We start from the raw sequence: 26,083 nt of genomic DNA on the forward strand, positions 1-26,083 counted from the left end.
GCGCCATCCATGGCGTGCTGAACAGTGGGCCCCCGCATCTCTTGCGATGATCTGCTGGTGACGACCTCGCCGCAGCCCCCCACCGAGCCCACGGACCCCACCGGCCACGCTGACCACGCGCACTCCCGCGAGCCCAGCCATGGGCACGGTCACGGGCACAGCCACGGCCACGGTCCGGCAGCCCCCGTCTCGAAGCACCTGCGCAAGGTCATCGCGGCCGTGCTGATCCCCTTCGCCGTCGCCGTCTTCGCCGGCATGGTCGTGCTCTGGCCGGGCGGCGCCCCCGCCCACGAGCGCACCGGTGTCGGTTTCGACCGGCAGACTCAGCAGGGCACGGTCGTCACGCTCGAACAGGTCGACTGCAAATCGGTGAACGCCTCGCAGGTGCCGCCCACCGGCAACACGTCGACACCAGAGGGCCGCGAGGCCCAGGCCGCGCAGACCGGCGAGTGCAAGAAGGCCACCGTCGAGGTCGGCACCGGACCGGACAAGGGCCGCACCTTCGTGGAGATCGTCCAGCCGGGCGCGCCACGGCAGTTGGCGAAGGGTCAGGAGGTGGTGGTCGCGTACGCGCCGGACGCCCCTCGGGACCTCCAGTACTCGGTCATCGACGTGAACCGCAAGTTCCCCCTGGCACTGCTGGCCGGGATCTTCGCGCTCGCCGTCGTCCTGGTCGGCCGGATGCGCGGGGTGTTCGCACTGATCGCGCTGGTCATCAGCTTCGGCGTGCTGACCCTCTTCATCCTCCCGGCCATCCTGCAGGGGTCGAACCCGCTGGTCGTCGCCGTCATCGGGGCGAGCGCCATCATGCTCATCGCCCTGTACATCTGCCACGGGCTGACCGCCCGCACCTCGGTCGCCGTCCTCGGCACGCTCGTCTCGCTGCTGCTGATCGGGCTGCTGGGCTCGGTCTTCATCGACTGGGCGTTCCTCAGCGGCAACACCGACGACAACACGGGCCTGATCCACGGGCTCTACCCGGACATCGACATGAGCGGTCTGCTGCTCGCGGGCATCATCATCGGATCGCTGGGCGTGCTCGACGATGTGACGGTCACCCAGACCTCCGCTGTCTGGGAACTCCACCAGGCCGACCCCTCGATGGGGTCGCGCGCCCTGTACCGGGCGGCCATCCGGATCGGTCGCGACCACATCGCGTCGGTGGTCAACACGCTCGTACTGGCCTACGCGGGTGCCGCACTCCCCCTGCTCCTGCTGTTCTCGATCGCGAACAGCAGCATGGGGTCGGTGGCCAACAGCGAGCTGGTCGCGGTGGAGATCGTACGGACCCTCGTGGGCTCGATCGGCCTCGTGGCTTCGGTTCCTGTGACGACGGCGCTGGCAGCCCTGGTCGTGTCGGCCGACCGGCCGGGGACCCCGGTCGCCGGGACGGCCTCGGGGCCGGCCCGCGGCGGCCGGGGCCGCCGCCGCAAGCGCTGAGAGGTGGTCGCGGGATTGCGGGAGAACTGAGCGGCCGGCGCCGCGCGTCAGTGCGCGCGCGGCAGCGCGTCAGCCCGCGTCAGCCCGCGTTCTGCTCGTTCTGCCGCGATTCGGCCAGGATCTTGCCGAGCGCCTCGTCAAGGTACTCCTCGAAGTCACCCAGGTTGCGCTCCTGACCGAGCGGAACGAGCCGGTCGGTGCGGTCGAGGAACGCGACGAGCGGCGCCGCGCTCGCGCGGAACAACGCCCGGTCGCCGCCGACCTGGAGGCGGATGTGGACATCGGACAAGTCCTCGGGATCGGTCGGGGCGATGCGCACATCGCCGTCGCCGCACGGTTTGTTGATGCCGTCGAGGAGGAGCTCCCGGCCGAACGCCCAGGTCACGGGCGCGTCTCCGGGAAGGTGGAAGGTCAGGCGGACTGCGTAGGGGTCCCGAGCGTCGTACCGGAGTTCCACCGGAATCCGGAACGAGAGCTCCTCGGAAACGAGGAAGCTCATCATGACCTCTGCCTGTACCGACTCGCGCATTGCCTACCCCGCTGTAGTGGAAGTGGCCAGGAATGACCCCCAGGGCCCTCTTGACAAGGGTGGTGGAAGCGCTGGCAGATCACAAGGAGTGAGTTTTCAGATACTGATAGAGAAGGAGAGGGTGCTCAACAGCGCGCCTACTTCACTCCGTAGTCGATCGACTACATACAGCAACTGATTTTCCTGGTGCAAGGGAAGGGAAATCGCCATGGTCGCGGCGGTGTCGCCTGCCGTGATGGGGATCGCCGCACATACCGTGCCCAAGGCATATTCCTGGCGCTCGATCACAGGCTGCATTCGCTCCAGAGAACCGATCCGGTGTTCCAGCGAACGTTGATCCGACACGGTGTAAGGGGTGATGGGCTCGACCGGGTGCCGGTCGTAGTAGTCCTTGCGCGTCTTCTCGTCGAGCTGGCCGAGCAGGCATTGCCCGATGGCGTGCGCATGGCCGGTCTCACGGAAATCCGCCCACTCCTCGCAAGCCGGGCTGGCCGGGGTGTCCGAGACGCCCACGACCTCGATCTCACCCTCGCGGAAGACCGCGAAGTAGACGGGGGCCCCGACCGCGTCGCGGAAGTGCGCGAGGGAGTCGAGGATCATGCTGCGACGTTTCTGCTGGAGCCCTCCGCCGGCCAGCCGCCCGGCCGCGTCGCCGAGGACGAAGACTCCGCTCTCCCGCCGCAGATAGCCCTCGTGCGTGAGGGTGCGCAGCAGGTGGTACGCGGTGGGGAGCGGGAGGCCGGCCTCGCGGGCCAGCTGTTTCGCCGGCGCTCCCGCTCCGTGCGAGCCCGCCGCTTCGAGCAGCCTCAGCGCCCGCTGAACCGAACCGATCAGAGTCGGCACACCGGCGTTGGGAACCGGAGACACAGCTCACCCCCAGGCGTGGCGGCGGGCCTTGGGGGCCCGCCCTGCGGGGGCCGCCCCCGCGTATGCCGTGACTCCTGGGGGTTGTGCTCGGCGGCTGCTCAACGCGACCGCAGGTCAGAGCGGTGGTACCGGCTTTCGGTGCCCAGGGAACGGCACAGATTGCCACTCTATCCACCGACTCCCGGAGTATGAGTGGTTTCGCGCGCCCTGTTCCCCCGCTTGGCTCAATCCCGGGAGCGCCCGGGCCGAGTCCTCCTACCACTCACCGGAGGAGGACTTCGTACCGCCGCCGCTGACCTTCTTCACCACGAAGATCAGGCCGCCGACGAGGCCGACGAAGAGCAGCAGCTTGAAGACGAAGCCGATCAGGGCTCCCAGGATGCTCGTGATCACACCGCCGAAGACGAACAGCGCCAGCAGCGGAACGGCGACCCACTTAACCCACCAGGGCATGCCTGCGAAAATCTGTCGGATGCCGTCCATGTCCTCGTCCTCTTCCTCGTCCGTGACTTCCTGCTCTCGATGCTAGGAGTCCGCGGACTGCCGCGGGGGCCCACGAGCCCCCGCAGTCCCCTGATCCGCCCCCTAGGGGGACCAGGGGCGCGACCCTCATCCGGCCGGGGGCCGCTCAGCTCTCCGGCGGGGAGAAGACGACCATCACGCGCAGGTCCTCGCTGATGTGGTGGAACTTGTGCGGGACTCCCGCCGGGACGTAGACGACGCTGCCGCGCGCCACCGTCGTCGTCTCCTCCCCGACCGTGATCGAGGCCCGGCCGCTCACGACGAAGTACACCTCGTCCTGACGGTGCGGCTGCTGCGGATCGCTCTGCCCGGCGTCGAGCGCGTACAGCCCGACCGACATGTTCCGCTCGCGCACGAACTGCAGATAGGCGCCGTCGTTGGCGACCCGCTCCGCTTCGAGCTCGTCAAGACGAAAGGCTTTCATCGTGGTTGCGCCCCTTGTACTCAATCGTTCCCGCACATCCGCTGATCTGCGGATGTCCCACCGGGAGCTTCTCTGCCACGATCAGACACATGACCAATTTCGTAGTCAAGACGCTCGCCAACGCGGCGGCCCTGGCCGTCGCCATCTGGTTGCTCGCCGGCATCACCCTCGACGACGGCAGCAGTCTGGGCCGCAGGACGCTCACCCTGTTGCTGGTCGCCCTGGTGTTCGGCCTGGTCAATGTCATCGTCAAGCCCGTGGTGAAGCTGCTCTCGCTGCCGCTGTTCATCCTCACCCTCGGCCTGTTCACCCTGGTCGTGAACGCCCTGATGCTGCTGCTGACCTCATGGCTGGCCGACCTGCTCGACCTCAGCTTCCACGTCGACGGTTTCTGGACGGCAGTCGTCGGCGGCCTGATCATCTCCATCGTCTCGTGGGCCGTGAACATGATCCTCCCCGACAAGAACTGAACGGGCTGCCATGTACCGCGTGTGCTTCGTCTGCACGGGCAACATATGCCGCTCGCCCATGGCCGAGTCCGTGTTCCGTGCCCACGTCGCCGAAGCCGGGCTGGACGCCCTGATCGAGATCGACAGCGCCGGAACCGGAGGCTGGCACGAGGGCGACGGCGCCGACCCGCGCACCGTCGCCGTCCTGGAGGCCGCCGGATACGAGCAGGACCACCGGGCCCGGCAGTTCCGGTCCTCCTGGTTCGACCGCCTCGACCTGGTCATCGCGCTCGACGCCGGGCACATGCGGGACCTGCGGGCGCTCGCACCCACCCCTCGGGACGCCGCCAAGGTCCGGCTGCTGAGGTCCTACGATCCGTCGGCCGCGGCCGACGAGACCGACGTACCGGATCCCTACTACGGTTCGCTCGACGGGTTCGAGGAGTGCCTGGAGCTGGTCGAGGCAGCGAGTCCGGGCCTGCTGGACGCCGTATGCGAGGCCATGAAGGAGCACACCGCGTGAACTCCCCCCACCACGACGACCACGACCCCGGCCCCGGGGCTGCCCGGCTCGGCGACGGCACCGTGGCCGTCCGCGCCGGACTGCCCGAGCCCGTCAAGAACGAACCGCCCCTGCCCGGACCGGTCTTCGCCGCACACTTCCACCTCCCCGGCGACGTCGAGGGCCCGTACACCTACGGCCGCGACACCAACCCCACCTGGACCTTGCTGGAACGGGCCGTCGGAGAGCTGGAAGCCCCCGGGCAGGACGTGCACACCATCGTCTTCGCCTCCGGCATGGCCGCTGTCTCCGCCGTCCTCCTCTCCCAGACGCACACCGGCGACACCGTGGTCCTTCCCGACGACGGCTACCAGGCCCTGCCCCTGCTGCGGGAACAGCTGGAGGAGTACGGGGTCCACGTACGCACCGCCCCGACCGGCGGCGACGGGCAGCTCGCGGAGCTCGACGGTGCCCGGCTGCTGTGGATCGAGACGCCTTCCAACCCCGGGCTCGACGTGTGCGACGTACGACGCCTCGTGGACGCGGCGCACGCCGGCGGAACCCTGGTCGCCGTCGACAACACCCTCGCCACCCCGCTCGGCCAGCGGCCCCTCGAACTCGGCGCGGACTTCTCCGTCGCCAGCGGCACCAAGGGCCTCACCGGCCACGGCGACCTGCTGCTCGGGTACGTCGTCTGCCGCGACGCGGAGCTCGCCGCCCGCGTCCGCAAGTGGCGCAAGATCGTCGGAGCGATCCCGGGTCCCATGGAGGCCTGGCTCGCCCACCGCTCCCTGGCCACCATCCAGTTGCGCGCGCAGCGCCAGTGGGCCAACGCGCTGGCCGTCGCCGAGGCACTGGCCGGCCGCCCGGACGTGACGGGGCTGCGCTACCCGGGCCTGGCCTCGGACCCCTCCCACAAAACGGCCGCCCTGCAGATGCGGGGCTTCGGCTCGGTGGTCTCCTTCACGCTCCCGGACCGCGCGCACGCCGAACGGTTCATGGCGGCCCTGCACCTCGTCGAGGACGCGACGAGCTTCGGTGGCGTACGGTCCACCGCCGAACGGCGCGGACGGTGGGGCGGCGACGCCGTGCCGGAGGGCTTCATCCGCTTCTCCGCCGGAGCCGAGGACACCGAGGACCTCGTCGCGGACGTCCTGCGCGCACTCGGCCTCGCGGCGGCCGACGGCTGAACAGGCTGTGGAACGGCGGTCCGAGCCTCCCCCCTCGTGGCTCGGACCGCCCCGGGTTCCGCACGTGAAGAACCACGCGACAAGGCTAGTTGACTCTGTGTCAGAGTCCAATCACGGTAAAGACAGGGGGCTATCGGCATATTTATAGTTGAAGGCCCCCACCGAGAGGTGCCGCGATGGATCTGGCACTGCTGCGCACCTTCATCGCCGTGCACCGGGCGGGCTCCTTCACCCGGGCCGCCACGCTCCTGGGACTGTCCCAGCCGGCCGTCACCTCGCAGATCCGCACCCTCGAACGCCAGCTGGGCCGCCCCCTGTTCCACCGCCGCGCCCGCGGTGTCACCCCTACCGCCGTGGGCGACGAACTCGCCCACAAGGCCGCCCCGCACCTCGACGCCCTGCTGCGGATCACCGAGGCCGGACGGGAGGCGGCGGGCACCCTGCGCTCCCTGCACGTCGCCGGGCCCCCCGAGTTCCTGTGCCTGCGGGTGCTCCCGGCCCTCGCGCCCCTCGTCGGACAGGGCCACACCCTGCGCGCCGCCCTCCAGAGCGGCGCCGAGGAGACCCTCGACGGACTGGCAGCCGGCCACCACGACCTCGTCGTCACCACCGCCCACCCCCGGGGCGGACTGTTCACCGTCACCGCGCTGTGCGACGAGGAGCACGTCCTGGTCGCCGCGCCCTACTGGGCCGCCCTCGTAGGCCAGGACCGGGTGCGCGAAGAGGGCCCCGCCGCTCTCGCCGGCGTCCCGCTCGTCGAGGTCCACGAGACCCTGCCGCTCGTCACCCGCTACTGGGCCGCCGTCTTCGACACCCGGCCCGATGCCGGTGCCCTCGCCGCCACCGTGGTCGCCCCCGACCTGCGGGCCGTACTGGAATGCGTCCAGGCCGGCGCCGGGCTCGCCGTCCTCCCCCGCTACCTCTGCCAGGACGCTCTCGACAGCGGCCGGATCGTGGCCCTGGCGGATCCTCCCGTCCCCCCGCTGCGCACCTGGTTCCTGGTCGTGCGGACCGGCAGTCTCGCCCTCGCCCACCTCGCCCGGGCCCACGACCGGCTGCTGCGCGCCGCTGCGCACTGGTAAGCCGCCGTTTCCGGCCCCTGGCGCGTTTCAGAAGCGGAGTGGTGGGCCACGCTTCTCCCATGACCGAACGTCCCGTGGTCAAACGCACCGCCCGCGCGATCCTGCTCGACGGTGACGACCTGATCCTCATCAAGCGCACCAAGCCCGGCGTCGATCCGTACTGGCTCACCCCCGGCGGCGGAGTGGAGTCCACGGACGCCACCGTCGTCGACGCCCTCCACCGGGAGGTCCACGAAGAACTCGGCGCGAAGATCACCGATGTGGTGCCCTGCTTCGTCGACACCGTCGAGCACATCGCCGACGGGGGAGTGACCGGCGTCAAAGTGCAGCACTTCTTCGTCTGCCACCTGGAATCGATGGACCCCAGCCAACGGCACGGCCCCGAGATCGACCATCCGGAGGGCGAGTACGAGATCGTCCGCGTGCCCTTCAGCCGGGTCGGCATCGCAGCCGTCCACCTCGTCCCGCTGTCCCTGCGGCACTACCTCGACGGGAACATCGAGGGCGTCCGCGCCATGCACGCACCCGACCTGGGCTGAGGACCCGGACCGACCGTGACCGGCGGAACGCCCGCCGGTCTCAGCCGGCCACGCCCGCCAGCTCCTCCACCGCGTCGTACCGGATCCGCTCACCCGGTATCCCGATCCGCTTGAGCTCGTCCACCCCACTGCGGATCATCGCGGGTGGCCCTGAGATGAACGCGTCGTACGAACTCCACGGCCCGTGCTCGCCGACCGCCTGCGGCAGCTGCCCGGAGAGCCAGTCGCCGATCACCGGGCGCACCGACAGCCACGGAAGCGAGCGCTGCAACCCCAGAAGCGTGTCCTTGTCGTACAGGTCGTGGTCACTGCGCGCCCCGAAGAACACCTCCACCGGCCGCCGCTCACCGTGCTCGGCCACGTCCTCGATCAACGCCTTGATCGGGGCGATTCCGGTGCCCCCGCCCAGGCACAGCATCCCGTTGTCCGTCGTGTGGTCCACCACCATCGAGCCGGCGGGCGGACCGAGGCGCAGCACGTCCCCCGGGCGGGCGTGACGTACGAGCGCGTTGGAGACCCACCCCGCGGGCACGGCCTTGACGTGAAAGGACAGCAGTCCGTCGGCGCGCGGCGCCGAGGCGAAGGAATAGTGCCGCCACACCTGGGGCCACCACGGGGTCTCCAGGCTGGCGTACTGGCCGGCGACGAAGGCGTACGGCTGATCGGGGCGGACGGTCAGCACGGCGATGTCCGAGGTGCGCAGATCGTGCGAGACCACCTCCGCGTGCCACCACGCCGGGGCCCTGACCTCGTCCTCCGCCGCCGCGTCGATCATGATCTGGGAGATCGCGGTGTAGGCCCGCACCCACGCGGCCTCCGTCTCCGGCCCCCAGGTGGCCACCGCGTAGCGGGCCAGCGCACCCACGAGGGCCTCACCCACCGCCGGATAGTGGCCCGCCATGGTGCCGTACTTGCGGTGCCCGGTGCCCAGCCGACGCAGATAAGGGGTCAGTACCGCGGGATTGTCGATGTGCTCGGCGGCGGTCAGCAACGCCTTCAGCAGCCGGTCGCGCTGGGTGTCCATGGCGGCGGGGAACATGCCGCGCACTTCGGGATGTCCGGTGAACACCAGGGCGTAGAAGTACGAGGTCACCTTGTCGGCGACGGGTGCGATCTCCGCGAGGGTCCGGCGGATGAGCACGGCATCCGGCGAGGGCTCGATCGCACCGCCCTCGACGGGTATCCGGGACGTCCCCCGGCTGGCCGATCTGGTGGGCGGAGCGTCCATGCGGTGCCTCGCTTCGAGCATCTCGGTCGGTCTGCACACGCCACGGCCTGTGATTCCGTGGTTCCGGGCTCCACAGCGTGCCAGCCGACTCAAAGGCCTGCGGGGAAACGCGGAAAATCTGCGCTTCGAACCCACTTTCCTCCTAAGATGCCTCAACTCCCGGGCGTGGCACCCCAACAAGCTGGTATGCCTCCCGAAGGTCCCGCCCCTCGTAGACGTGTGTCGCGCGCTCCGCCAGATAGGGCCTCGCGTTGACCGCCACCGAGACCGGCACCACCTCGAAGAGCACCGCGTCGGTCATCGAGTCCCCGTAGGCGACGCAGTCGCCCCGGCTCACCCCGAACCGCTCGCACAGCCGGTCCGCGACCGTGACCTTGCCCTCGGGCGTCAGGATCCCGTCCACCTCCATGGGCCCGGCGAACGGCACCGCCGGGAAGACCGACCCGTGTGCGGCGTGCGCGCCCCACTCCATCAGCAGTTCCACGAAGAAGGACGGCGACAAGGAGATCACCGCGCAGTAGTCCCCACGCTCGCGGATCTCCCGCCACACGTCCTTGATGCCCGCCAGCCACGGGGACCCGTCGAACGCCGCCCGGACATGCGCGGGCGTCAACTCGGCCCACAGCGCATGCGCCGCCACCGAGAACTCCTGCGGCCCGATCTCCCGTGCGCCGAAGGACCGCTCCAGCTCCGCGATCTCGGTGCTCAGCCCGAGTTGCCGGGAGATCTCGACCGGCGCCGCCGAGCCGAACATCAGCGTCCCGTCGAGGTCGAAGAGGTGCAGGGTAGTCATAGCCGTCGAGGCTAGCTCTCCCCCGCCCACCGCGGGTCGACACAAGCCGATGTTTCACGTGAAACATCGGCTTGTTTCACGTGAAACATCGACGCGCAAATCCCCTGGACGGCTCCTGATCGATGATCCAGTCTGGGCCGGTGACACCACCACACCTCAATGATCTGCCCATCCGAGCGCTGACCATGGACGATCTCCGCCTCTGCGCCGACCTGTCCGAAGACCGAGGCTGGCTCCGCGAGGAGCACAAATGGGGCCTCCTCCTCGCCGCCGGAAGCGGCTACGGCGTCGATGCCCCGGACGGGAAAGGACTCGCCGCCGCCTGCGTCGTCAGCCGGTACGGAGGAACCCACGCCGAACCGGAACTCGCCGCCATCGGGATGGTCCTCGTCGCCGACCGCTACGCCCGCCAGGGCCTGGGACGCCGCCTGATGACGTACGTCTGCGACGACGTGCTCAAGGGCATCCCCCTCACCCTGCACGCCACCCCCTATGGCCGCCCCCTCTACGAGGAGCTCGGCTTCGAGACCACGGGCCGCGCCGAGATGCTCCGCGGGGACTTCCAGGCTGCGGACACCCCCGGCACCTACGGCACCACCCGGGTACGGCCGGCCCGCGCCGAGGACCTCCCGCGCATCCTGCGGCTGGACGCCGAGGTCTTCGGCAGCGACCGCACCCACATGATCACCCGGCTGCCGGCCTTCGCCGACCAGCTCATCGTCGCCGAGGACCGCGGCGGCGACGGCACCCTCACGGGCTACGCCGCAGCCTGGCCCAACATGGACACCCATGTCATCGGGCCGCTGATCGCCCAAGACACCGCCACCGCCCAGTCCCTCGTCACCGCACTCGCCCAGGGCACCGACCGGCCTCTGCGCACCGACGTCGACGTACGCCACGAGGAACTCCTCGCCTGGCTCAAGGACCGCGGCCTCGATTCCGTGGCCTTCAACGCTGTCATGACCCGCGACATCCCCGGCCTGCCCGGTGACTGGACCCGCCGCTGGGCACCGCTCACCGTGGCCGCGGGCTGAGACAAGGAGCCCCGACGTGACCGACGCTCCCGAACTCGCCATTCGCCCTGCCACAGAGGCCGATCTGCCCGCCATCGTCGCCATGCTCGCCGACGACCCCCTCGGTGCCACCCGCGAATCCCCGGACGACCTCACGCCGTACCGCGCGGCACTGGAGCGCCTCACCGACGACCCGAACCAGCACCTGGTCGTCGCCGTCCACGCGGACCGGGTCGTGGGCACGCTCCAGCTGACGATCGTCCCGGGCCTCTCCCGCAAGGGATCCACCAGATCCATCATCGAAGGCGTCCGCGTCCACGCCGACGAGCGCGGCAGCGGCCTGGGCACCCGCATGGTCGAATGGGCCATCGACAAGTCCCGCGCCGAGAACTGCGACCTCGTGCAGCTGACCTCGGACGCGAGCCGTACCGACGCCCACCGCTTCTACGAGCGGCTCGGCTTCGCCGCCTCCCACGTCGGGTTCAAATTACAGCTCTGACCGGCCCGATCGGCAGGCCGGGCCCCTGTGCCGGCGGCCCGGCCTACGATCAGGAAGATGAGCCCCAGCCTCCCCCTCATCAGCACCGCCGATCGCCGCCACCGCCTCGGCCGGCGCCACCGGCTGGCTCCCTCGACCCGCGCCACCACGGTTCCCGAGGCAGCGGACGCCGTCGTCGCCCTGCACGCGACCGATGCCGCGACCATCTTCCTGTCCGCCCGCGCCCGGCTCACCGAAGGCGGACCCGACGCGATCGAGCGGGCGCTCTACGAGGACGTGAGCCTGGTCCGGCTGCTGAGCATGCGCAACACGCTCTTCGCGGTCTCCACCGACCTCGCCCCGTACGTCGATTCCTCCACCGCCCGCGGCATCGCGGTCAAGGAGCGCCGCACCCTCATCAAGCACCTCGAAGAGGACGGCCAGGGCCTCGACGCCGACTGGCTGGCCCAGGCGGAGGCCGCCGCGCTCGACGCCCTCGACAGCCGCGGGCCCTCCACCGGCAGCCAGCTGTCCGCGGCCGTCCCCGCCCTGCGGCAGAAGATCACCGTGTTCCGGGGCAAGAAACACGAGACGCAGACCGGTGTGGCCAGCCGAGTCATCCGCCTGCTGGCCGCCGACGGCCGGATCCGCCGCGACCGCCCGCGCGGATCATGGACCTCCAGCCAGTACCGCTGGGTCCACACCGCCCCCTGGCCCACCGTACCCCCAGCCGAGGCCCGCGCCGAGATCGCCCGCCGCTGGCTCCACGCATACGGTCCGGCAACCGAGGCCGACCTCAAGTGGTGGACCGGCTGGACCCCCACCGATGTCCGCAAGGCCCTCGCTGCCATCGGCCCCGACCAGGTACGCCTCGACGACGGGACCACCGCCCTCGTCAGCCCTGGCGACACCGCACCCGAACCGGCCCCGGAGCCCTGGGCCGCCCTGCTGCCCGGCCTCGACCCCACCGGCATGGGCTGGGCCGACCGCGCTTTCCACCTCGACCCCGCCCACAAGCCCGCCCTCTTCGACTACGCCGGCAACATCGGCCCCACCGTGTGGTGGAACGGCGAGATCGTCGGCGGCTGGGCCCAGCGCCCCGACGGAGAAATCGTCTGGCGGATGCTGGGCAGCCCCGGCGGCGCCGCCGAGAAGGCGGTCGCAGCCGAGGCCGCCCGTCTCGGGGAATGGGTGGGCGACGCCCGCATCACCCCGCGCTTCCGCACCCCGCTGGAACGCGAACTCGTCGCGTGAGCGCAGGTGTCAGCCGATGCCCCGCCAGCCCTGCGGGTCCACCCCGCCGGGCACCGGGGCCCCGGCCTCGTACGGCTCCCGCGTGAACACGAAGGACGCCAGGTCGAGGTGGCTCACCGAGCCGTCCTCGCGGCGCACCGCCCGCAGCGTCTCCCCCGCGTAGTAGCCGTTCAGGCCCGTCCAACTGCCGTCCGGCTCCGCCCGGAAGCGGGCCGTCCGCCCCATCGGGCCCACCGGTCCCAGCTCCAGCGACCCGTCCGCATTCAGGCGCACCACCTGCGCGGAAGTCCCCCAGTACCAGGGGCCGCACAGCTCCAGCGGCACCTGGTCGGACTCCGCGAAGGGCCGCCACGGCTTCGGGATCCGCGGCTCGGCCTCCGCGACGATGCCCACGAGGTCCGCGGCCAGCGTCGCGACCGCGAGCCCCGAGGTGCAGTTCGCCAGCGCCACCGCCGCCACGTCGTCCGCCTCGCTCAGCCACAGCCCCGCGACGAACCCGGGCAGTGATCCGCTGTGCCCCGCCAGCCGGTACACGCCGTGGGCCACCAGTTGCATCCCCAGCCCGTAGCCGAGATCGGCGGAACCGGGCTCCGGGGGCGCGGCCGGCGTACGCATCTCCCGTACGGACTCCACGGTCAGCACCCGTTCGTCACCCCGGAGCAGGAAGTCCGCGAACCGCGCCAAGTCCCTTGTCGTGGACCACAGCTGACCCGCCGGAGCCATCAGCCCGAGGTCCTCCAGCGGCTCGGGCATCATCACGTCGGCCCACGGATGCACCGCCCAGCCGCCCGCGTTCGGCGCCTGCGGCAGCACACTCGTCCGGTCCAGCCCGAGCGGCTCCAGGACCTCGGCCCGCAGCACCTCTTCCCATGGCTTCCCGCGCAGCGCCTCGACGAGCGAACCCAGCAGCGTGTAACCCGGGTTGGAGTAGTGGTGCCGGGTCCCCGGCATGTGCTTGAACGGCTCTTCACCCAGCACGTCGGCGAGCTCGGGGCGCAGTTCACCGGGGGTGCGCTCCCACCACGGGCCGGGCGTCTCCGCCGCCAGTCCACCGGTGTGGGACAGCAGCTGGGCGATGGTCACCTCACCGGTGCCGGCCCCCGGCAGGTGCTTCTCCAGCGGATCCGCGAGCGCCAGCAGCCCCTCGTCGCGCAGCCGCATCACCAGCACGGCGGTGAAGGTCTTGGTGATCGACCCGATCCGGTACTGGACGTTCCCGTCCGGACCATGGCCCTCCACCGAGGTCCGGGAGCCCTCCCAGACCACCTGCCCGCCGCGCGTGACCGCCGCCACCACGGACGGCGCCCGTCCTTCGCTCTGCGCGACGGCGATCCGGTGCCTCAGCGCACGTCGGGTGGAAGGGAGAAGTTCCAGGTCCTCAGAAAGCTCATCCATGATCGGATGCTACGTGTTGGCCATGTCCACGAACCGCGAATAATGGCCCTGGAAGGCCACGGTGATCGTCGCCGTCGGGCCGTTACGGTGCTTCGCCACGATCAGGTCCGCCTCGCCCGCGCGGGGCGACTCCTTCTCGTACGCGTCCTCACGGTGCAGCAGGATCACCATGTCCGCGTCCTGCTCGATCGAACCCGACTCACGCAGGTCGGAGACCATCGGCTTCTTGTCGGTGCGCTGTTCGGGACCACGGTTCAGCTGGGAGAGCGCGATCACCGGGACCTCCAGCTCCTTCGCCAGCAGCTTGAGGTTTCGGGACATGTCCGAGACCTCCTGCTGACGGCTCTCGGGACGGCGTGAGCCGCCCGACTGCATCAGCTGGAGGTAGTCGATGACCACGAGGGAGAGGTCGTTGCGCTGCTTGAGCCGACGGCACTTGGCCCGGATCTCCATCATCGACAGGTTGGGGGAGTCGTCGATGTACAGCGGCGCGGCGGACACGTCCGGCATCCGGCGTGCCAGCCGGGTCCAGTCGTCGTCCGTCATCGTGCCGGAGCGCATGTGGTGCAGCGCCACCCGGGCCTCCGCCGAGAGCAGGCGCATCGCGATCTCGTTGCGCCCCATTTCGAGGGAGAAGATCACGCTGGGCAGGTTGCTCTTGATGGAGCAGGCGCGGGCGAAGTCCAGCGCGAGCGTGGACTTGCCCATCGCGGGACGGGCGGCGATGACGATCATCTGGCCCGGGTGCAGGCCGTTGGTCAGCGAGTCGAGGTCGGTGAAGCCGGTCGGCACGCCCGACATCTGGCCGCTGCGCGAACCGATCGCCTCGATCTCGTCGAGGGCGCCCTCCATGATGTCGCCCAGCGGCAGGTAGTCCTCGGAGGTCCGCTGCTCGGTGACCGCGTAGATCTCGGCCTGGGCGCTGTTGACGATCTCGTCGACGTCGCCGTCGGCCGCATAGCCCATCTGTGTGATCTTCGTACCGGCCGCGACCAGCCGTCGCAGGACGGCCCTCTCGTGGACGATCTCCGCGTAGTACTCGGCGTTCGCGGCCGTCGGGACGGACTGCACCAGCGTGTGCAGGTACGAGGCACCGCCGACCTTGCTGATCTCTCCGCGCCGGGTCAGCTCGGCGCCGACGGTGATCGGGTCTGCCGGCTCGCCCTTGGCGTACAGGTCGAGGATGGCCTGGTAGATCGTCTCGTGCGAGGGCCGGTAGAAGTCGTGGCCCTTGAGGACCTCCACGACGTCGGCGATCGCGTCCTTGGACAGCAGCATGCCGCCGAGCACCGACTGCTCGGCGTCGAGGTCCTGCGGGGGGACGCGCTCGAAGCCGCCGGCACCGCCGCCGCCGTCCCAGGAACCGCCCTCGCGGCCCCGGTCGTGCTGTTCGTCCCCGCGGCCGCGGCCTTCGCTGTTGCGGCGGGTACGGGCGGGCAGACGGTCACTCGGACCGCTGTCGGCCCAAGGGTCGTCCATGGGCTCGGGCATGCTCACCGGGCCGCCTCCTCCCGTCCGCAACGCGGACCTCGCCGTGCCATTCTTTCTACGACACGGCTCTGACAAATGGGGCACCCGATTCGGCTGTTGGCGAGTCGGGCAACGCACCACGGTAGGGCCGCGAGCGGCGTCAGCCAATCTTGTTATCCACAGGGTGTGTGGATGAGATGTGGACGACGGCGCCAATGCTGTGGGTAAGTCCCTGGAAGCTGTGCACGGACCGGGGGACGACGCTGTGGACAAAATCACCCGACCCACCCCGACACCCCACCTGACCTGCAATTTCCTCCTCCACGGACAGTGGGCCCAAAAATTCTTGGCCACTGTCCCAAGATCGCCTCCAACGGGTTGGGGAGAACGCGCAAGTCAGCGCCTTGGTAAGGATCCAACGAGCCTTGCATCTATTACCTGTGGAAGATTAGATTGAGCACATGACACAGGCCCCCGTCGCACCGAAGGCTGCTCCGAGACGGCACGACGGAGAGATCTTCGCGCTCGCCGTCCCCGCCTTCGGCGCCCTCGTCGCCGAACCGCTCTTCGTGATGGCCGACAGCGCCATCGTCGGGCATCTCGGGACACCCCAGCTGGCCGGCCTCGGCATCGCCGCCGCTCTGCTCACCACCGCCGTGAGCGTCTTCGTCTTCCTCGCGTACGCCACCACCGCGGCCGTCGCGCGCCGGGTCGGAGCGGGCGACCTTCAGGCGGCGATCCGCCAGGGCATGGACGGCATCTGGCTCGCCCTCCTGATCGGCGCGGTCGTCATCGCCGTGGTCCTGCCCGCGGCCCCGGGGCTGATCTCCCTGTTCGGGGCCTCCGACACCGTCGCCCCGTACGCGATCACGTATCTGCGGATCTCCGCGCTCGGCATCCCGGCCATGCTCATGGTCCTGGCCGCCACGGGCGTCATCCGGGGCCTCCAGGACACCCGTACGCCGCTCTACGTGGCCGTCGGCGGCTTCGCCCTCAACGCCGCCCTGAACGTCCTCCTGGTCTACGGTGCAGGACTCGGGATCGCCGGCTCCGCCTGGGGCACGGTCATCGCCCAGTGCGCCATGGCCGCTGCCTACCTCGTCGTCGTCGTACGCGGCGCCCGGCGGCACAGCGCCTCCCTGCGCCCCGACATCGCGGGAATCCGGGCCTGCGCACAGGCCGGCGCTCCCCTGCTCGTCCGCACGCTGTCCCTGCGGGCCATCCTGATGATCGCGACCGCCGTGGCCGCCCGGCTCGGCGACGCCGACATCGCGGCCCACCAGATCCTGCTCGCGCTGTGGAGCCTGCTCGCCTTCGCCCTGGACGCCATCGCGATCGCCGGCCAGGCGATCATCGGCCGCTACCTTGGCGCCGGCGACACCGAAGGCGCCAAGGCCGTCTGCCGACGGATGGTGCAGTGGGGAATCGCGGCGGGCATCGTGCTCGGCCTGCTGGTCGTCCTGGCCCGCCCCGTGTTCATTCCGCTGTTCACCAGCGATCCGGCGGTCGAGGACGCCCTGCTGCCCGCGCTCCTGGTCGTGGCCCTCTCCCAGCCCGTCTCCGGCATCGTCTTCGTTCTCGACGGGGTCCTGATGGGTGCGGGCGACGGCCCCTACCTGGCCTGGGCGATGCTGCTGACACTGGCCGTGTTCACCCCGGCGGCGCTCCTCGTGCCGGCCCTCGGGGGCGGCCTGACGACGCTGTGGTGGGCCATGACGCTGATGATGCTGGTCCGGATGGTCACCCTCCAGCTCCGCGCCCGCTCGGGCCGGTGGCTGGTCGCAGGAGCCACCCGCTAGCCGGCGGCCGTCCCCCGTCGTCGATGTTTCACGTGAAACATCGACGCACCCGACAACGACGAAGGGCCGCACCCCAGTGGGGTGCGGCCCTTCGCATGCGCTGCCCTTAGGCGGCGACGACCTCGACGCCCACGTTCGCGGCCACGTCGGCGTGCAGGCGCACGGAGACCTGGTACGAACCGAGGGTCTTGATCGGGGAGCCCAGCTCGACGCGGCGCTTGTCGACCTTCGGGCCGCCCGAGGACTCGATCGCCGTGGCGATGTCGGCCGGGGTCACGGAACCGAAGAGACGACCGGCGTCACCCGCGCGGGTGGCCAGACGGACCTTCACACCCTCGAGCTTGGCCTTGACCTCGTTGGCCTGCTCGATGGTCGCGATCTCGTGGATCTTGCGGGCGCGGCGGATCTGCGCCACGTCCTTCTCGCCACCCTTGGTCCAGCGGATCGCGAAACCACGCGGGACCAGGTAGTTGCGAGCGTAACCGTCCTTGACGTCGACGACATCGCCGGCGGCACCGAGGCCAGAAACCTCGTGGGTCAGGATGATCTTCATTAGTCGGTCACCCTTTCCTTATCGCGCGGTGGACGTGTAGGGCAGCAGCGCCATCTCACGGCTGTTCTTGACGGCCGTGGCGACGTCACGCTGGTGCTGCGTGCAGTTGCCGGTAACGCGGCGGGCACGGATCTTGCCGCGGTCGGAAATGAACTTCCGCAGCATGTTCGTGTCCTTGTAGTCCACGTACGCGGTCTTGTCCTTGCAGAACGCGCAGACCTTCTTCTTAGGCTTGCGCACAGGCGGCTTCGCCATTGTGTCTCTCCTGTGAAATCAAGAAGTGGGGATGCGAGCTGCCCTAGAAGGGCGGCTCGTCCGAGTAGCCACCGCCGGAGCCGCCGGAGCTTCCGCCCCAACCGCCCCCGCTGCCGCCCTGCTGCTGGCCACCGGCCGGCGCGCTGGACGCCCACGGGTCGTCGGAGGGAGCTCCGCCGCCCTGCTGCGGCTGGCCACCGGGGGCTCCGCCCCAGTTGCCACCGCCGCCGCCCTGCTGCTGACCGCCGCCGTACCCACCCTGGCCACCGCGACCGGTGGTCTTGGCGACCTTGGCCGTGGCGTTCTTCAGGCTGGGGCCGACTTCCTCGACGTCCAGCTCGTAGACCGTGCGCTTGACACCCTCACGGTCCTCGTACGACCGCTGCCTCAGTCGGCCCTGCACGATGACGCGCATGCCCCGCTGGAGGGACTCGGCGACGTTCTCCGCCGCCTGCCGCCACACCGAGCAGGTCAGGAACAGGCTCTCGCCGTCCTTCCACTCATTGGTCTGACGGTCGAAGGTGCGGGGGGTGGACGCGACACGGAACTTCGCGACCGCCGCACCCGAGGGGGTGAAGCGCAGCTCGGGGTCGTCGACGAGATTGCCGACGACCGTGATGACGGTCTCGCCTGCCATGGATGAACCTCTCGGCGGGGATTGCTGCTGGGCTGCTGTGCTACTCGGTCCCGATTACCGCTGAACCGAAGTTCAGTGGGTCTCGGGGCGAAGGACCTTGGTCCGGAGAACCGACTCGTTCAGGTTCATCTGTCGGTCAAGCTCCTTGACGACCGCAGGCTCGGCCTGAAGGTCGATGACCGAGTAGATGCCCTCGGGCTTCTTCTTGATCTCGTAAGCGAGACGACGACGGCCCCAGGTGTCGACCTTCTCGACCTTTCCGTTGCCCTCACGGACGACGGAGAGGAAGTTCTCGATCAGCGGGGAGACAGCGCGCTCCTCGAGATCGGGGTCGAGGATGACCATCACTTCGTAGTGACGCATGTGGAACCCACCTCCTTTGGACTCAGCGGCCACGGTCGTTCCGTGGCAGGAGGGTCGTGATGCGTGCGCACGGCATCCGCAGAGCAGACACCGCGCAGACCGTACAGACTACCTGCTCGACTCCTTCCGGTTGAAATCCGGCAGGAGGAGGCCACAATCTGTATCCATCGGGTGTGCTCGGTGCTATGCCTTCGGCCCCCGCCGGAGAAAGCCCGCAGCACCGCTCTGCGTCAGCCAGGAGGTGCCTTCCGATGGCACAGGCAATGCGGCCCCAGTCCTCGCCCCAGCCCTCGCCCCCGTCGATCTCGCTCTTGTCCACCGACGGCAAGCCCCATCCGCTGCAGGACACCCTGATGGCGGCTACCTTGATCCTCGGAGCCGTGGCGTTCGTCACGGCTTTCTTCCACAACCTGCACCTGCTCACCACGTGGTCCGGGCTGATCGGGATCCTGACCGGCGCGTACGGACAATTCGTCTCCGTCACGACACGCGAGCGCTTCGCGCTGATCATCGGCCTTGGCGCGTCTGCCATCGGCTTCTTCCTCGGCATGTTCCACGGCGGCCTTTTCGGCGGCTGACCGGGCTGACCGGGGTACCTCCGCGACGGGGCACCGGCCGCAGGGCGGCCCGGGCCCCGGCCCGTCCCCCAGATGGGTGGCGCCCCTGTCGCAGTAGGCTTCGCGCCATAGCCAGCGAAGCCGCCGGAGGAGACACCCCGCATGAGCCTGTCCCTGAGGACCATCAGCCGAGAGCAGCATCTGGCGTACCTCCAGAGCCTGCCGTCGGCTAGCCACTGCCAGGTCCCGGCATGGGCCGACGTCAAGAACGAATGGCGTTCGGAGAACCTCGGCTGGTTCGACAAGTCCGGCGAACTCGTCGGTGCCGCACTGGTGCTGTACCGACAGCTGCCCAAGGTGAAGCGATACCTCGCGTACCTGCCCGAGGGCCCGGTCATCAACTGGTACGCCCCGAACCTGGAGGAATGGCTCCAGCCGATGCTGGGGCACCTGAAGAACCAGGGCGCCTTCACCGTGAAGATGGGCCCGCCCGTCGTCATCCGCCGCTGGAACTCCACCGCCATCAAGGCCGGCATCCAGGACCCGGAAGTCAAGCGCCTGCGCGACGTGGAGGCCTCGCACATCGAGCCCCGCGCCTTCGAGGTCTCCGACAAGCTGCGCCGCATGGGCTGGCAGCAGGCCGAGGACGGCGGCGCCGGATTCGGCGACGTCCAGCCCCGCTACGTCTTCCAGGTGCCGCTGGCCAACCGCTCGCTGGACGATGTCCTCAAGGGCTTCAACCAGCTGTGGCGCCGCAACATCAAGAAGGCCGAGAAGGCCGGCGTCGAGGTCGTCCAGGGCGGCTACGAGGACCTGCCGACCTGGCAGCACCTGTACGAGATCACGGCCGAGCGCGACAAGTTCCGCCCGCGCCCGCTCAGCTACTTCCAGCGCCAGTGGACGGCCCTCAACTCCGAGGATCCCAACCGGATGCGGCTGTACATCGCCAAGCACGAGGGGGAGCCGCTGGCCGCCGCCACGATGCTCACCGTCGGCCAGCACGTCTGGTACTCGTACGGTGCCTCCGCCAACCACAAGCGCGAGGTACGTCCCTCGAACGCGATGCAGTGGCGGATGCTGCGCGACTCCTACGCGCTCGGTGCCAGCGTCTACGACCTGCGCGGCATCTCTGACACGCTGGACGAGAACGACCACCTGTTCGGCCTGATCCAGTTCAAGGTCGGCACGGGCGGCGAAGCCGTCGAGTACGTCGGCGAGTGGGACTTCCCGCTCAACAAGGTGCTGCACAAGGCGCTCGACATGTATATGTCGCGTCGCTGACTCCACCCCTCACCCCCACCCACGCACCGCTGCATCCCGCAGCCATTCAGGAGAGGTCCCGGACGGGCATGGCGCTCACGCTCTACGTCGACACCGCGCGCTGGCGTGCGCACCAGAAGCAGATCCAGGACCAGTTCCCCGGAATGGTCCCGGTCTGCAAGGGCAACGGCTACGGCTTCGGCCACGAGCGCCTGTGCGAGGAGGCGACCCGGATGGGCGCCGACGTGCTGGCCGTCGGGACGACGTACGAGGCCGCCAGCATCAAGGACTGGTTCGGCGGCGACCTGCTCGTCCTGACCCCGTTCCGGCGGGGCGAGGAGCCGGTGCCGCTGCCCGACCGGGTCATCCGCTCGGTGTCCTCGCTGGACGGGGTCCGCGGCCTGGTCGGTGCCCGCGTGGTCATCGAGTGCATGAGCTCGATGCGCCGCCACGGCATCTCCGAGCAGGACCTCGGACAGCTGCACGCGGCGATCGAGGACGTCCGGCTGGAGGGCTTCGCCCTGCACCTGCCCCTGGACCGCCCCGACGGCTCGGACGCCGTCGAGGAGGTCATCGGCTGGATGGACCGGCTGCGCGCTGCCCGGCTGCCGCTGCACACCATGTTCGTCAGCCACCTGCGGGCCGAGGAGCTGGCGCGGCTTCAGCAGCAGTTCCCCCAGACCCGCTTCCGCGCCCGCATCGGCACGCGCCTGTGGCTGGGCGACCACGACGCGACCGAGTACCGCGGCGCGGTCCTCGACGTCACGCGCGTGGCCAAGGGCGACCGCTTCGGCTACCGCCAGCAGAAGGCCGCGTCCGACGGCTGGCTGGTCGTCGTGGCAGGCGGAACCTCGCACGGCGTTGGCCTGGAGGCCCCCAAGGCCCTCCACGGCGTGATGCCGCGCGCCAAGGGCGTCGCCCGGGCGGGCCTGGCCACGGTCAACCGGAACCTGTCGCCGTTCGTGTGGGCGGGCAAGCAGCGCTGGTTCGCGGAGCCGCCGCACATGCAGGTGTCGATCCTGTTCGTGCCGGCGGACGCGACCGAGCCGAAGGTCGGCGACGAGCTCGTGGCGCACCTGCGCCACACCACCACGCAGTTCGACCGGGTGCTCGACGCCTGACAGCCGTGTGCCGGCCCGGAGCCGGCACACGGGGTCAGTCCTCGGGGTCAGTCCTCGGGGTTCGTGCCCCAGTCGACCCGCTGTCCCTCCGAGGGCGTCGCGTACCGCGGCGCCCTCGCCGCGTCCGACAGCACGAACACGTCCTGGGCACCGTCCAGGACCCCGCCGGAGGGGTCGTCCGAGCCGTCCCGGCGCACGACGTCCCGTTCGGGCATCAGGACGTCGCGGACGATGACCGCGCACAGGTAGAGGGTGCCCAGCAGATGGGCGGTGATCGCCAGCTGGTAGCCCTCCACGGGCAGGCCCTGGTGCTTGTCGCCGCTGCTCGTGTAGGCCAGGTAGAACCAGATCCCGAGGAAGTAGACGACCTCGGTGGCCTGCCAGATCAGGAAGTCCCGCCAGCGCGGCCGGGCCAGCGCCGCGAGCGGGATGAGCCACAGCACGTACTGCGGCGAGTAGACCTTGTTGGCCAGGATGAAGGCGGCGACGACCAGGAAGGCCAGCTGAGCGAAGCGGGGGCGCCGGGGGGCCGTCAGGGTGAGCAGCCCGATGGCCCCGCACATCAGGAGCGTCAGCCCCGTGGCGTACGTGTTGGCGTCCTCCAGCGGGTTGCCCGAGCGCTGGGAGATCAGCAGCCACACGGAGCCGAAGTCGATGGGCCGTTCCTGGCTGAAGGTGTAGAACTTCGTCCAGCCCTCCCAGGCGGGGATCATGACGGGCAGGTTCACCAGGAGCCACGACCCGGCCGCGCCGAGGACGGCGGCGCCGAAGGCCCGCCATTTCCCGGCCCGCCAGCAGAGCACGAACAGCACTCCGAGCAGCAGCACGGGATAGAGCTTCGCGGCGGTGGCCAGGCCGATGAAGACGCCGAAGAGCACCGTGCGGCCCCTCGACCACATGAGCATCCCGGCGGCGGTCAGGGCGATGGCCAGCAGGTCCCAGTTGATCGTCGCGGTGAGCGCGAAGGCGGGTGCGAGGGCGAAGAGCAGGGCGTCCCAGGGCCGGCGGCGGTGGGTCCGTGCGACGCACACCGCGATGACGGCCGCGCATGCCATCAGCATGCCGGCGTTGACCATCCAGTACATCTGCTCGCGGTGCTGCATGGAGCCGCTGCCGGGGGTCAGCCAGGAGGCGATCTCCATGAACAGCCCTGTGAGGACGGGGTACTCCAGGTACTCCATGTCGCCGGGGAGCCGGTCGAAGTAGGGCGTCAGGTTGTCGGCGAAGCCGCGTGCCGCGTAGAGGTGCGGGATGTCCGAGTAGCAGGCGTGGGTGTACTGCGAGCCTGCCCCCCGGAACCACGCCCAGTCGTAGCAGGGCAGCTTCTGCACCATGCCCAGCGCGAACATGCCGATGGCGATCAGGGCCACCACGCGCACCGGTCCCAGCCAGTGCCCACCCAGCCGGGCGTAGCGGCCGAGCGGGCCGCCGATGAACTCACTGCCCGCCGCGGCGACCTCGTCCTGCTGCGTGGGCAGTACGGGGCGGTCCTCGTGCACCTTGGTCATGGGCTCATCCTGCCGTACCGGGCCGGACATGGGGGAAGGCCGTCGCACCCTGTGCGACGGCCTTCCCCTGCTCGATCACTCGGCGACTCGGTCCGCGGTCAGTCGGCCGCCATGCCGGTCGGCCAACCCGTGGTACCGCCCGGGCGGCCGGGCTTTGCGCTGGGCGTCGGGGACGGTGATCCGCTGGCTCCGCCGTCGGCGCCTCCGATGACCCCGGAATTCGTTCCCCCGGTGCTGTTCCCGCCGGTGGTGTTCGGGTCGCAGTACAGCTCCCACGACGGCTTGCACGACGGCTTGCCGCCCTTGGACGGGGACGGGGACGGGGACGGGGAACTCGACGGCGACGGCGACGGAGAGGTGGACGGCACCGTGGGGGCCGAGGGGGTGGGGGAGGGCGCGCCGGCCGAGTCGGCCACCACACCGATCTCCTCTGCCTCGGGGAACTGCTTGAGCGGGGCGCCCTTGAGCGCCTCGCGCATGTACTCGGTCCAGATCACCGTCGGGATGTCACCACCGTGGATGGAGTCGGTGCCACCCACGCCGTTCATGGACATCAGCTTCTTGTCGGCCGAGTTCGGGTCGGTGCGGAAGAGGGTGACGGCGGTCGACAGCTCCGGGGTGTAGCCGACGAACCACGCCGACTTGTTCTGGTCGGTGGTGCCGGTCTTGCCCGCGGCGGGCCGGCCCAGAGCCTTGGCCTTCTTTGCGGTGCCGTTCTCGACGACGTTCTCCAGGACCTTGGTGACGTTGTCCGCGACGGCGTTGTCCATAGCCCGTTCGGCCTTGGGCGCCTCGAAGCCGGACAGCTTCTCGCCGTTCTTCATGACCTCGGTCACGGAGTAGGGCTCGTGGTGCGTGCCGGACGCGGCGAAGGTGGCGTACGAGTCGGCCATCCGGATGGCGCTGGGGGTCGAGGTGCCCAGTGCGAAGGAGGCGTCGTCGCCCGCGCTCATCGTCTCCTTGAGGATGCCGGTGGACTTGGCCACCTCGCGGACCTTGGTGTGGCCCACGTCGAAGACGAGCTGCGCGAACGGCACGTTGATGGACTTCTCCATCGCCTCGTTGAGGGTCACGTAGCCGAAGGCGGCCGAGCTCTCGTTCTTCTGCCGGAACGGCTTGCCGGAGTTGTCCAGCAGGGGCTTGCCCTGCCGGTTCTTGATCACCGTGAGGTCGTCGGCCATGTACTTGCTGTTGGCCGACAGGCCCTGGCCGTTCGAGTTCTGGGTGCCGTACTCCATCGCCGCCGCCAGGACGTACGGCTTCCAGGTCGAGCCGACCGGGACACCGGTGGTGTTGGCGTTGTTGCTGAAGTGCTTCTTGTCCATGCCGGCGCCGCCGTACAGAGCGACGATCGCCCCGGTCTTCACATCGACGGAGGCGGCGCCGAACTGCACGAAGGTGTCCAGGTCGGGGCGCTTCTTCTCGTCGAGGAAGTCGTTGCGGGTGTCCTCGACGGCCTTGACCAGGGCGTCGACCCGGGGCTTCTCGAAGGTGGTCTTGATCTGATAGCCGCCCAGGGCCATCTGCTCCGGCGTGATGCCCTTGGTCTTCATCACGTACTGCTTGGCCGTCTCGACCAGGTAGCCGATCTGGCCGGACATGGCGCGGGCCTGCTCCGACTCGACCCGGGCGGGGAAGTCCTTGTACGTGGCCCGCTCGGCCTTGTCCATCCGGCCCACCTCGACCTCGCGGTCGAGCACCCAGGCCCAGCGCTTCCTGGCCCGGTCCTCGTTGAGGGCGGGGGTGGCCGCGGACCCGATGCCGCCGTCCGGGTTGTAGAGGTTGGGACCCTTGAGCACGGAGGCCAGGAAGGCGCTCTCGGAGGGGTTCAGGTCCTGGCAGTCCTTGCCGAAGTAGGCCCGGGCCGCGGCCTGGATGCCGTAGGCGTCGCGACCGTAGTACGCGGTGTTGAGGTAGCCCGCGAGGACCTTGTCCTTCTCCTCGGAGACACCCAGCTTTATCGCGATGAAGAGCTCGGTGACCTTCCGCTTGAGCGTCTGCTCGGAGTCCAGGTAGGTGTTCTTCACGTACTGCTGGGTGATGGTCGAGCCGCCCTGGGTGGAGCCGCCCGTGGCCATGTTGTAGACGGCCCGGGCGATGCCCATCGGGTCGACGCCCTTGTCCGTCTCGAAGGACTCGTTCTCCGCGGCGATCACGGCGTCCCTCATCGACCGGGGGATCTTGTCGATGGGCACGATCTGCCGGTTCATCGACCCGCCGGTCGCGACCATCTGCTCGCCATTGGCCCAGTAGAAGACGTTGTTCTGCGCCTGGGCCGCCTTGTTCTCGTCGGGCTTGTTCACCATCGCGATGCCGATGCCGGCCCCGGCGATGATGACCGCGAAGAAGCCCAGGACCGTGCCGGAGACGAACTTCCAGGACGGTACGAAGCGCTTCCAGCCGTCCCTGTCGGACCGCGGGTAGTTGATGAGGCGCTTGTCCGGGCGGCCCGTGCCGCGAGCGGCTCTGCCCGAGCCCCGTCCGGGGCCCGCGGACCCTCTCTGTGCGCCCCGGCGGGTGTCGGAGCGGCTGCCCTGGGGGGGCCGCTCGGCGTAGGGGCCACTGGGTGACGCCGTGGGGACGTCACGCCGGGCATCGGCGCCCCGGCCGGGGCGCGGCTGGGCGGCCCGGCGGGCCGAAGCTCGCCCGCCACCTTGGGGCTGCGGCGGTTTGCGGCGGTGCTCGCTCATCGAACGACTACTCCTCGGGCAGGCGAGTGGCCTGGAAGCGGCAGATGAATTCCGGTTCCCCCGGTGTCATGGCGCACAGACTACGCACGGTCAAAACCTCACCAGTGCCGAAGGTCGCCCCAAAACGGACAACTTACCTGGCACGAATTCGCGATGTGACGCCGG

The 26,083-nt window shown here is 69.8% G+C and carries 27 protein-coding genes; 13 read left to right on the forward strand and 14 right to left on the reverse strand.

Features of this window, described 5'->3' with window-relative positions; genetic code table 11:
- The first annotated feature begins 24 nt into the window (after window positions 1-24).
- Complete coding sequence (locus tag ACFYOB_RS11765) at window positions 25-1,440, forward strand: YibE/F family protein (RefSeq protein WP_388558095.1); 1,416 nt, start codon at window positions 25-27, stop codon at window positions 1,438-1,440.
- A gap of 79 nt (window positions 1,441-1,519) precedes the next feature.
- On the opposite strand, the gene ACFYOB_RS11770 is transcribed toward ACFYOB_RS11765, so the two are convergent.
- The 4 genes from ACFYOB_RS11770 to ACFYOB_RS11785 form a co-directional block, all read right to left on the reverse strand.
- Window positions 1,520-1,969, reverse strand: coding sequence for an SsgA family sporulation/cell division regulator (locus ACFYOB_RS11770; protein WP_388558098.1), 450 nt, complete (start codon window positions 1,967-1,969; stop codon window positions 1,520-1,522).
- Window positions 1,970-2,065: 96 nt separating this feature from the next.
- Window positions 2,066-2,812 (reverse strand): IclR family transcriptional regulator, encoded by a 747-nt coding sequence (locus ACFYOB_RS11775; protein ID WP_388558101.1) that lies wholly within the window; start codon window positions 2,810-2,812, stop codon window positions 2,066-2,068.
- 279 nt (window positions 2,813-3,091) lie between these two features.
- Window positions 3,092-3,319, reverse strand: a complete 228-nt coding sequence (locus tag ACFYOB_RS11780) for a DUF5326 family protein (protein ID WP_388558104.1) — start codon at window positions 3,317-3,319, stop codon at window positions 3,092-3,094.
- Between the two features lie 145 nt (window positions 3,320-3,464).
- Window positions 3,465-3,782, reverse strand: coding sequence for a cupin domain-containing protein (locus ACFYOB_RS11785; RefSeq protein ID WP_328926569.1), 318 nt, complete (start codon window positions 3,780-3,782; stop codon window positions 3,465-3,467).
- 89 nt (window positions 3,783-3,871) lie between these two features.
- Here ACFYOB_RS11785 and ACFYOB_RS11790 point away from each other — a divergent pair, with 89 nt between their 5' ends.
- The 5 genes from ACFYOB_RS11790 to ACFYOB_RS11810 all read left to right on the forward strand — a co-directional run bounded on the left by ACFYOB_RS11790 (window position 3,872) and on the right by ACFYOB_RS11810 (window position 7,544).
- Complete coding sequence (locus ACFYOB_RS11790) at window positions 3,872-4,252, forward strand: phage holin family protein (protein WP_388558106.1); 381 nt, start codon at window positions 3,872-3,874, stop codon at window positions 4,250-4,252.
- A gap of 10 nt (window positions 4,253-4,262) precedes the next feature.
- Window positions 4,263-4,754 carry a low molecular weight protein-tyrosine-phosphatase gene (locus ACFYOB_RS11795; RefSeq protein WP_388558108.1) on the forward strand — a complete coding sequence of 164 codons (492 nt, stop codon included), beginning with the start codon at window positions 4,263-4,265 and terminating at the stop codon, window positions 4,752-4,754.
- Window positions 4,751-5,923, forward strand: coding sequence for a cystathionine gamma-lyase (locus ACFYOB_RS11800; protein WP_388558110.1), 1,173 nt, complete (start codon window positions 4,751-4,753; stop codon window positions 5,921-5,923). The genes ACFYOB_RS11795 and ACFYOB_RS11800 overlap by 4 nt, the downstream gene beginning before the upstream one ends.
- A 176-nt stretch (window positions 5,924-6,099) precedes the next feature.
- Window positions 6,100-7,005, forward strand: a complete 906-nt coding sequence (locus ACFYOB_RS11805) for a LysR family transcriptional regulator (RefSeq protein ID WP_388558112.1) — start codon at window positions 6,100-6,102, stop codon at window positions 7,003-7,005.
- 59 nt (window positions 7,006-7,064) lie between these two features.
- The gene (locus tag ACFYOB_RS11810; RefSeq protein WP_328926574.1) at window positions 7,065-7,544 is read left to right on the forward strand and encodes an NUDIX hydrolase; all 480 of its coding nucleotides are present in this window, start codon (window positions 7,065-7,067) and stop codon (window positions 7,542-7,544) included.
- Window positions 7,545-7,584: 40 nt separating this feature from the next.
- On the opposite strand, the gene ACFYOB_RS11815 is transcribed toward ACFYOB_RS11810, so the two are convergent.
- Together ACFYOB_RS11815 and ACFYOB_RS11820 are read right to left on the reverse strand one after the other, a co-directional pair.
- A complete protein-coding gene (locus ACFYOB_RS11815; RefSeq protein ID WP_388558115.1) occupies window positions 7,585-8,793 on the reverse strand; it encodes a globin domain-containing protein in 1,209 nt (402 codons plus the stop codon).
- 121 nt (window positions 8,794-8,914) lie between these two features.
- Entirely contained in the window at window positions 8,915-9,565 is a 651-nt protein-coding gene (locus ACFYOB_RS11820; RefSeq protein WP_388558118.1) for an HAD family hydrolase, read from the reverse strand.
- Window positions 9,566-9,705: 140 nt separating this feature from the next.
- Here ACFYOB_RS11820 and ACFYOB_RS11825 point away from each other — a divergent pair, with 140 nt between their 5' ends.
- Genes ACFYOB_RS11825 through ACFYOB_RS11835 form a run of 3 tightly spaced genes read left to right on the forward strand, consistent with a single transcriptional unit; the run spans window position 9,706 to window position 12,310 of the window.
- A complete protein-coding gene (locus ACFYOB_RS11825; protein ID WP_388558121.1) occupies window positions 9,706-10,599 on the forward strand; it encodes a GNAT family N-acetyltransferase in 894 nt (297 codons plus the stop codon).
- Window positions 10,600-10,615: 16 nt separating this feature from the next.
- Entirely contained in the window at window positions 10,616-11,077 is a 462-nt protein-coding gene (locus ACFYOB_RS11830; protein WP_388558124.1) for a GNAT family N-acetyltransferase, read from the forward strand.
- Window positions 11,078-11,134: 57 nt separating this feature from the next.
- The gene (locus ACFYOB_RS11835; RefSeq protein WP_388558127.1) at window positions 11,135-12,310 is read left to right on the forward strand and encodes a winged helix DNA-binding domain-containing protein; all 1,176 of its coding nucleotides are present in this window, start codon (window positions 11,135-11,137) and stop codon (window positions 12,308-12,310) included.
- Window positions 12,311-12,319: 9 nt separating this feature from the next.
- Here the strand turns inward: ACFYOB_RS11835 and ACFYOB_RS11840 are convergent, their stop codons facing one another.
- Complete coding sequence (locus ACFYOB_RS11840; RefSeq protein WP_388558130.1) at window positions 12,320-13,705, reverse strand: serine hydrolase domain-containing protein; 1,386 nt, start codon at window positions 13,703-13,705, stop codon at window positions 12,320-12,322.
- Between the two features lie 9 nt (window positions 13,706-13,714).
- Window positions 13,715-15,184, reverse strand: coding sequence for a replicative DNA helicase (gene dnaB / locus ACFYOB_RS11845; RefSeq protein WP_328930346.1), 1,470 nt, complete (start codon window positions 15,182-15,184; stop codon window positions 13,715-13,717).
- A gap of 452 nt (window positions 15,185-15,636) precedes the next feature.
- Here dnaB and ACFYOB_RS11850 point away from each other — a divergent pair, with 452 nt between their 5' ends.
- A complete protein-coding gene (locus ACFYOB_RS11850) occupies window positions 15,637-16,974 on the forward strand; it encodes an MATE family efflux transporter (RefSeq protein WP_388558133.1) in 1,338 nt (445 codons plus the stop codon).
- A gap of 106 nt (window positions 16,975-17,080) precedes the next feature.
- On the opposite strand, the gene rplI is transcribed toward ACFYOB_RS11850, so the two are convergent.
- From rplI to rpsF, 4 genes are all read right to left on the reverse strand, one after another.
- On the reverse strand, window positions 17,081-17,527 hold the full coding sequence (rplI, locus tag ACFYOB_RS11855; RefSeq protein ID WP_360902748.1) for a 50S ribosomal protein L9: 447 nt from the start codon (window positions 17,525-17,527) through the stop codon (window positions 17,081-17,083).
- Window positions 17,528-17,545: 18 nt separating this feature from the next.
- Window positions 17,546-17,782 carry a 30S ribosomal protein S18 gene (gene rpsR / locus ACFYOB_RS11860; RefSeq protein ID WP_005315025.1) on the reverse strand — a complete coding sequence of 79 codons (237 nt, stop codon included), beginning with the start codon at window positions 17,780-17,782 and terminating at the stop codon, window positions 17,546-17,548.
- Between the two features lie 43 nt (window positions 17,783-17,825).
- Entirely contained in the window at window positions 17,826-18,419 is a 594-nt protein-coding gene (locus tag ACFYOB_RS11865) for a single-stranded DNA-binding protein (protein ID WP_388558136.1), read from the reverse strand.
- A 72-nt stretch (window positions 18,420-18,491) separates the two neighbouring features.
- Window positions 18,492-18,782, reverse strand: coding sequence for a 30S ribosomal protein S6 (gene rpsF, locus ACFYOB_RS11870; RefSeq protein WP_004950685.1), 291 nt, complete (start codon window positions 18,780-18,782; stop codon window positions 18,492-18,494).
- A gap of 251 nt (window positions 18,783-19,033) precedes the next feature.
- Here rpsF and ACFYOB_RS11875 point away from each other — a divergent pair, with 251 nt between their 5' ends.
- From ACFYOB_RS11875 to ACFYOB_RS11885, 3 genes are all read left to right on the forward strand, one after another.
- Window positions 19,034-19,360 carry a hypothetical protein gene (locus ACFYOB_RS11875; RefSeq protein ID WP_388558138.1) on the forward strand — a complete coding sequence of 109 codons (327 nt, stop codon included), beginning with the start codon at window positions 19,034-19,036 and terminating at the stop codon, window positions 19,358-19,360.
- A 141-nt stretch (window positions 19,361-19,501) separates the two neighbouring features.
- Window positions 19,502-20,620 (forward strand): lipid II:glycine glycyltransferase FemX, encoded by a 1,119-nt coding sequence (locus tag ACFYOB_RS11880; protein WP_388558141.1) that lies wholly within the window; start codon window positions 19,502-19,504, stop codon window positions 20,618-20,620.
- Between the two features lie 68 nt (window positions 20,621-20,688).
- Window positions 20,689-21,720, forward strand: a complete 1,032-nt coding sequence (locus ACFYOB_RS11885; RefSeq protein WP_388558145.1) for an alanine racemase — start codon at window positions 20,689-20,691, stop codon at window positions 21,718-21,720.
- A gap of 47 nt (window positions 21,721-21,767) precedes the next feature.
- On the opposite strand, the gene ACFYOB_RS11890 is transcribed toward ACFYOB_RS11885, so the two are convergent.
- Complete coding sequence (locus tag ACFYOB_RS11890) at window positions 21,768-23,228, reverse strand: glycosyltransferase family 87 protein (protein WP_388558148.1); 1,461 nt, start codon at window positions 23,226-23,228, stop codon at window positions 21,768-21,770.
- 98 nt (window positions 23,229-23,326) lie between these two features.
- The gene (locus tag ACFYOB_RS11895) at window positions 23,327-25,918 is read right to left on the reverse strand and encodes a transglycosylase domain-containing protein (RefSeq protein ID WP_388558151.1); all 2,592 of its coding nucleotides are present in this window, start codon (window positions 25,916-25,918) and stop codon (window positions 23,327-23,329) included.
- Between the last annotated feature and the right edge of the window lie 165 nt (window positions 25,919-26,083).

The sequence above is a fragment of the Streptomyces sp. NPDC006463 genome (genome assembly GCF_042870715.1).
Lineage (GTDB): Bacteria > Actinomycetota > Actinomycetes > Streptomycetales > Streptomycetaceae > Streptomyces.

Coding starts and splice junctions, on each gene's coding strand:
- ACFYOB_RS11890 (WP_388558148.1), bottom strand. CDS start 23,228: ATGACCAAGGTGCACGAGGACCGCCCCGTACTGCCCACGCAGCAGGAC.
- rplI (WP_360902748.1), bottom strand. CDS start 17,527: ATGAAGATCATCCTGACCCACGAGGTTTCTGGCCTCGGTGCCGCCGGC.
- ACFYOB_RS11875 (WP_388558138.1), top strand. CDS start 19,034: ATGGCACAGGCAATGCGGCCCCAGTCCTCGCCCCAGCCCTCGCCCCCG.
- dnaB (WP_328930346.1), bottom strand. CDS start 15,184: ATGGACGACCCTTGGGCCGACAGCGGTCCGAGTGACCGTCTGCCCGCC.
- ACFYOB_RS11770 (WP_388558098.1), bottom strand. CDS start 1,969: ATGCGCGAGTCGGTACAGGCAGAGGTCATGATGAGCTTCCTCGTTTCC.
- ACFYOB_RS11790 (WP_388558106.1), top strand. CDS start 3,872: ATGACCAATTTCGTAGTCAAGACGCTCGCCAACGCGGCGGCCCTGGCC.
- ACFYOB_RS11780 (WP_388558104.1), bottom strand. CDS start 3,319: ATGGACGGCATCCGACAGATTTTCGCAGGCATGCCCTGGTGGGTTAAG.
- ACFYOB_RS11820 (WP_388558118.1), bottom strand. CDS start 9,565: ATGACTACCCTGCACCTCTTCGACCTCGACGGGACGCTGATGTTCGGC.
- ACFYOB_RS11865 (WP_388558136.1), bottom strand. CDS start 18,419: ATGGCAGGCGAGACCGTCATCACGGTCGTCGGCAATCTCGTCGACGAC.
- ACFYOB_RS11795 (WP_388558108.1), top strand. CDS start 4,263: ATGTACCGCGTGTGCTTCGTCTGCACGGGCAACATATGCCGCTCGCCC.
- ACFYOB_RS11785 (WP_328926569.1), bottom strand. CDS start 3,782: ATGAAAGCCTTTCGTCTTGACGAGCTCGAAGCGGAGCGGGTCGCCAAC.
- ACFYOB_RS11895 (WP_388558151.1), bottom strand. CDS start 25,918: ATGAGCGAGCACCGCCGCAAACCGCCGCAGCCCCAAGGTGGCGGGCGA.
- rpsR (WP_005315025.1), bottom strand. CDS start 17,782: ATGGCGAAGCCGCCTGTGCGCAAGCCTAAGAAGAAGGTCTGCGCGTTC.
- ACFYOB_RS11850 (WP_388558133.1), top strand. CDS start 15,637: ATGACACAGGCCCCCGTCGCACCGAAGGCTGCTCCGAGACGGCACGAC.
- ACFYOB_RS11880 (WP_388558141.1), top strand. CDS start 19,502: ATGAGCCTGTCCCTGAGGACCATCAGCCGAGAGCAGCATCTGGCGTAC.
- ACFYOB_RS11810 (WP_328926574.1), top strand. CDS start 7,065: ATGACCGAACGTCCCGTGGTCAAACGCACCGCCCGCGCGATCCTGCTC.
- ACFYOB_RS11835 (WP_388558127.1), top strand. CDS start 11,135: ATGAGCCCCAGCCTCCCCCTCATCAGCACCGCCGATCGCCGCCACCGC.
- ACFYOB_RS11805 (WP_388558112.1), top strand. CDS start 6,100: ATGGATCTGGCACTGCTGCGCACCTTCATCGCCGTGCACCGGGCGGGC.
- ACFYOB_RS11885 (WP_388558145.1), top strand. CDS start 20,689: ATGGCGCTCACGCTCTACGTCGACACCGCGCGCTGGCGTGCGCACCAG.
- ACFYOB_RS11815 (WP_388558115.1), bottom strand. CDS start 8,793: ATGCTCGAAGCGAGGCACCGCATGGACGCTCCGCCCACCAGATCGGCC.
- rpsF (WP_004950685.1), bottom strand. CDS start 18,782: ATGCGTCACTACGAAGTGATGGTCATCCTCGACCCCGATCTCGAGGAG.
- ACFYOB_RS11840 (WP_388558130.1), bottom strand. CDS start 13,705: ATGGATGAGCTTTCTGAGGACCTGGAACTTCTCCCTTCCACCCGACGT.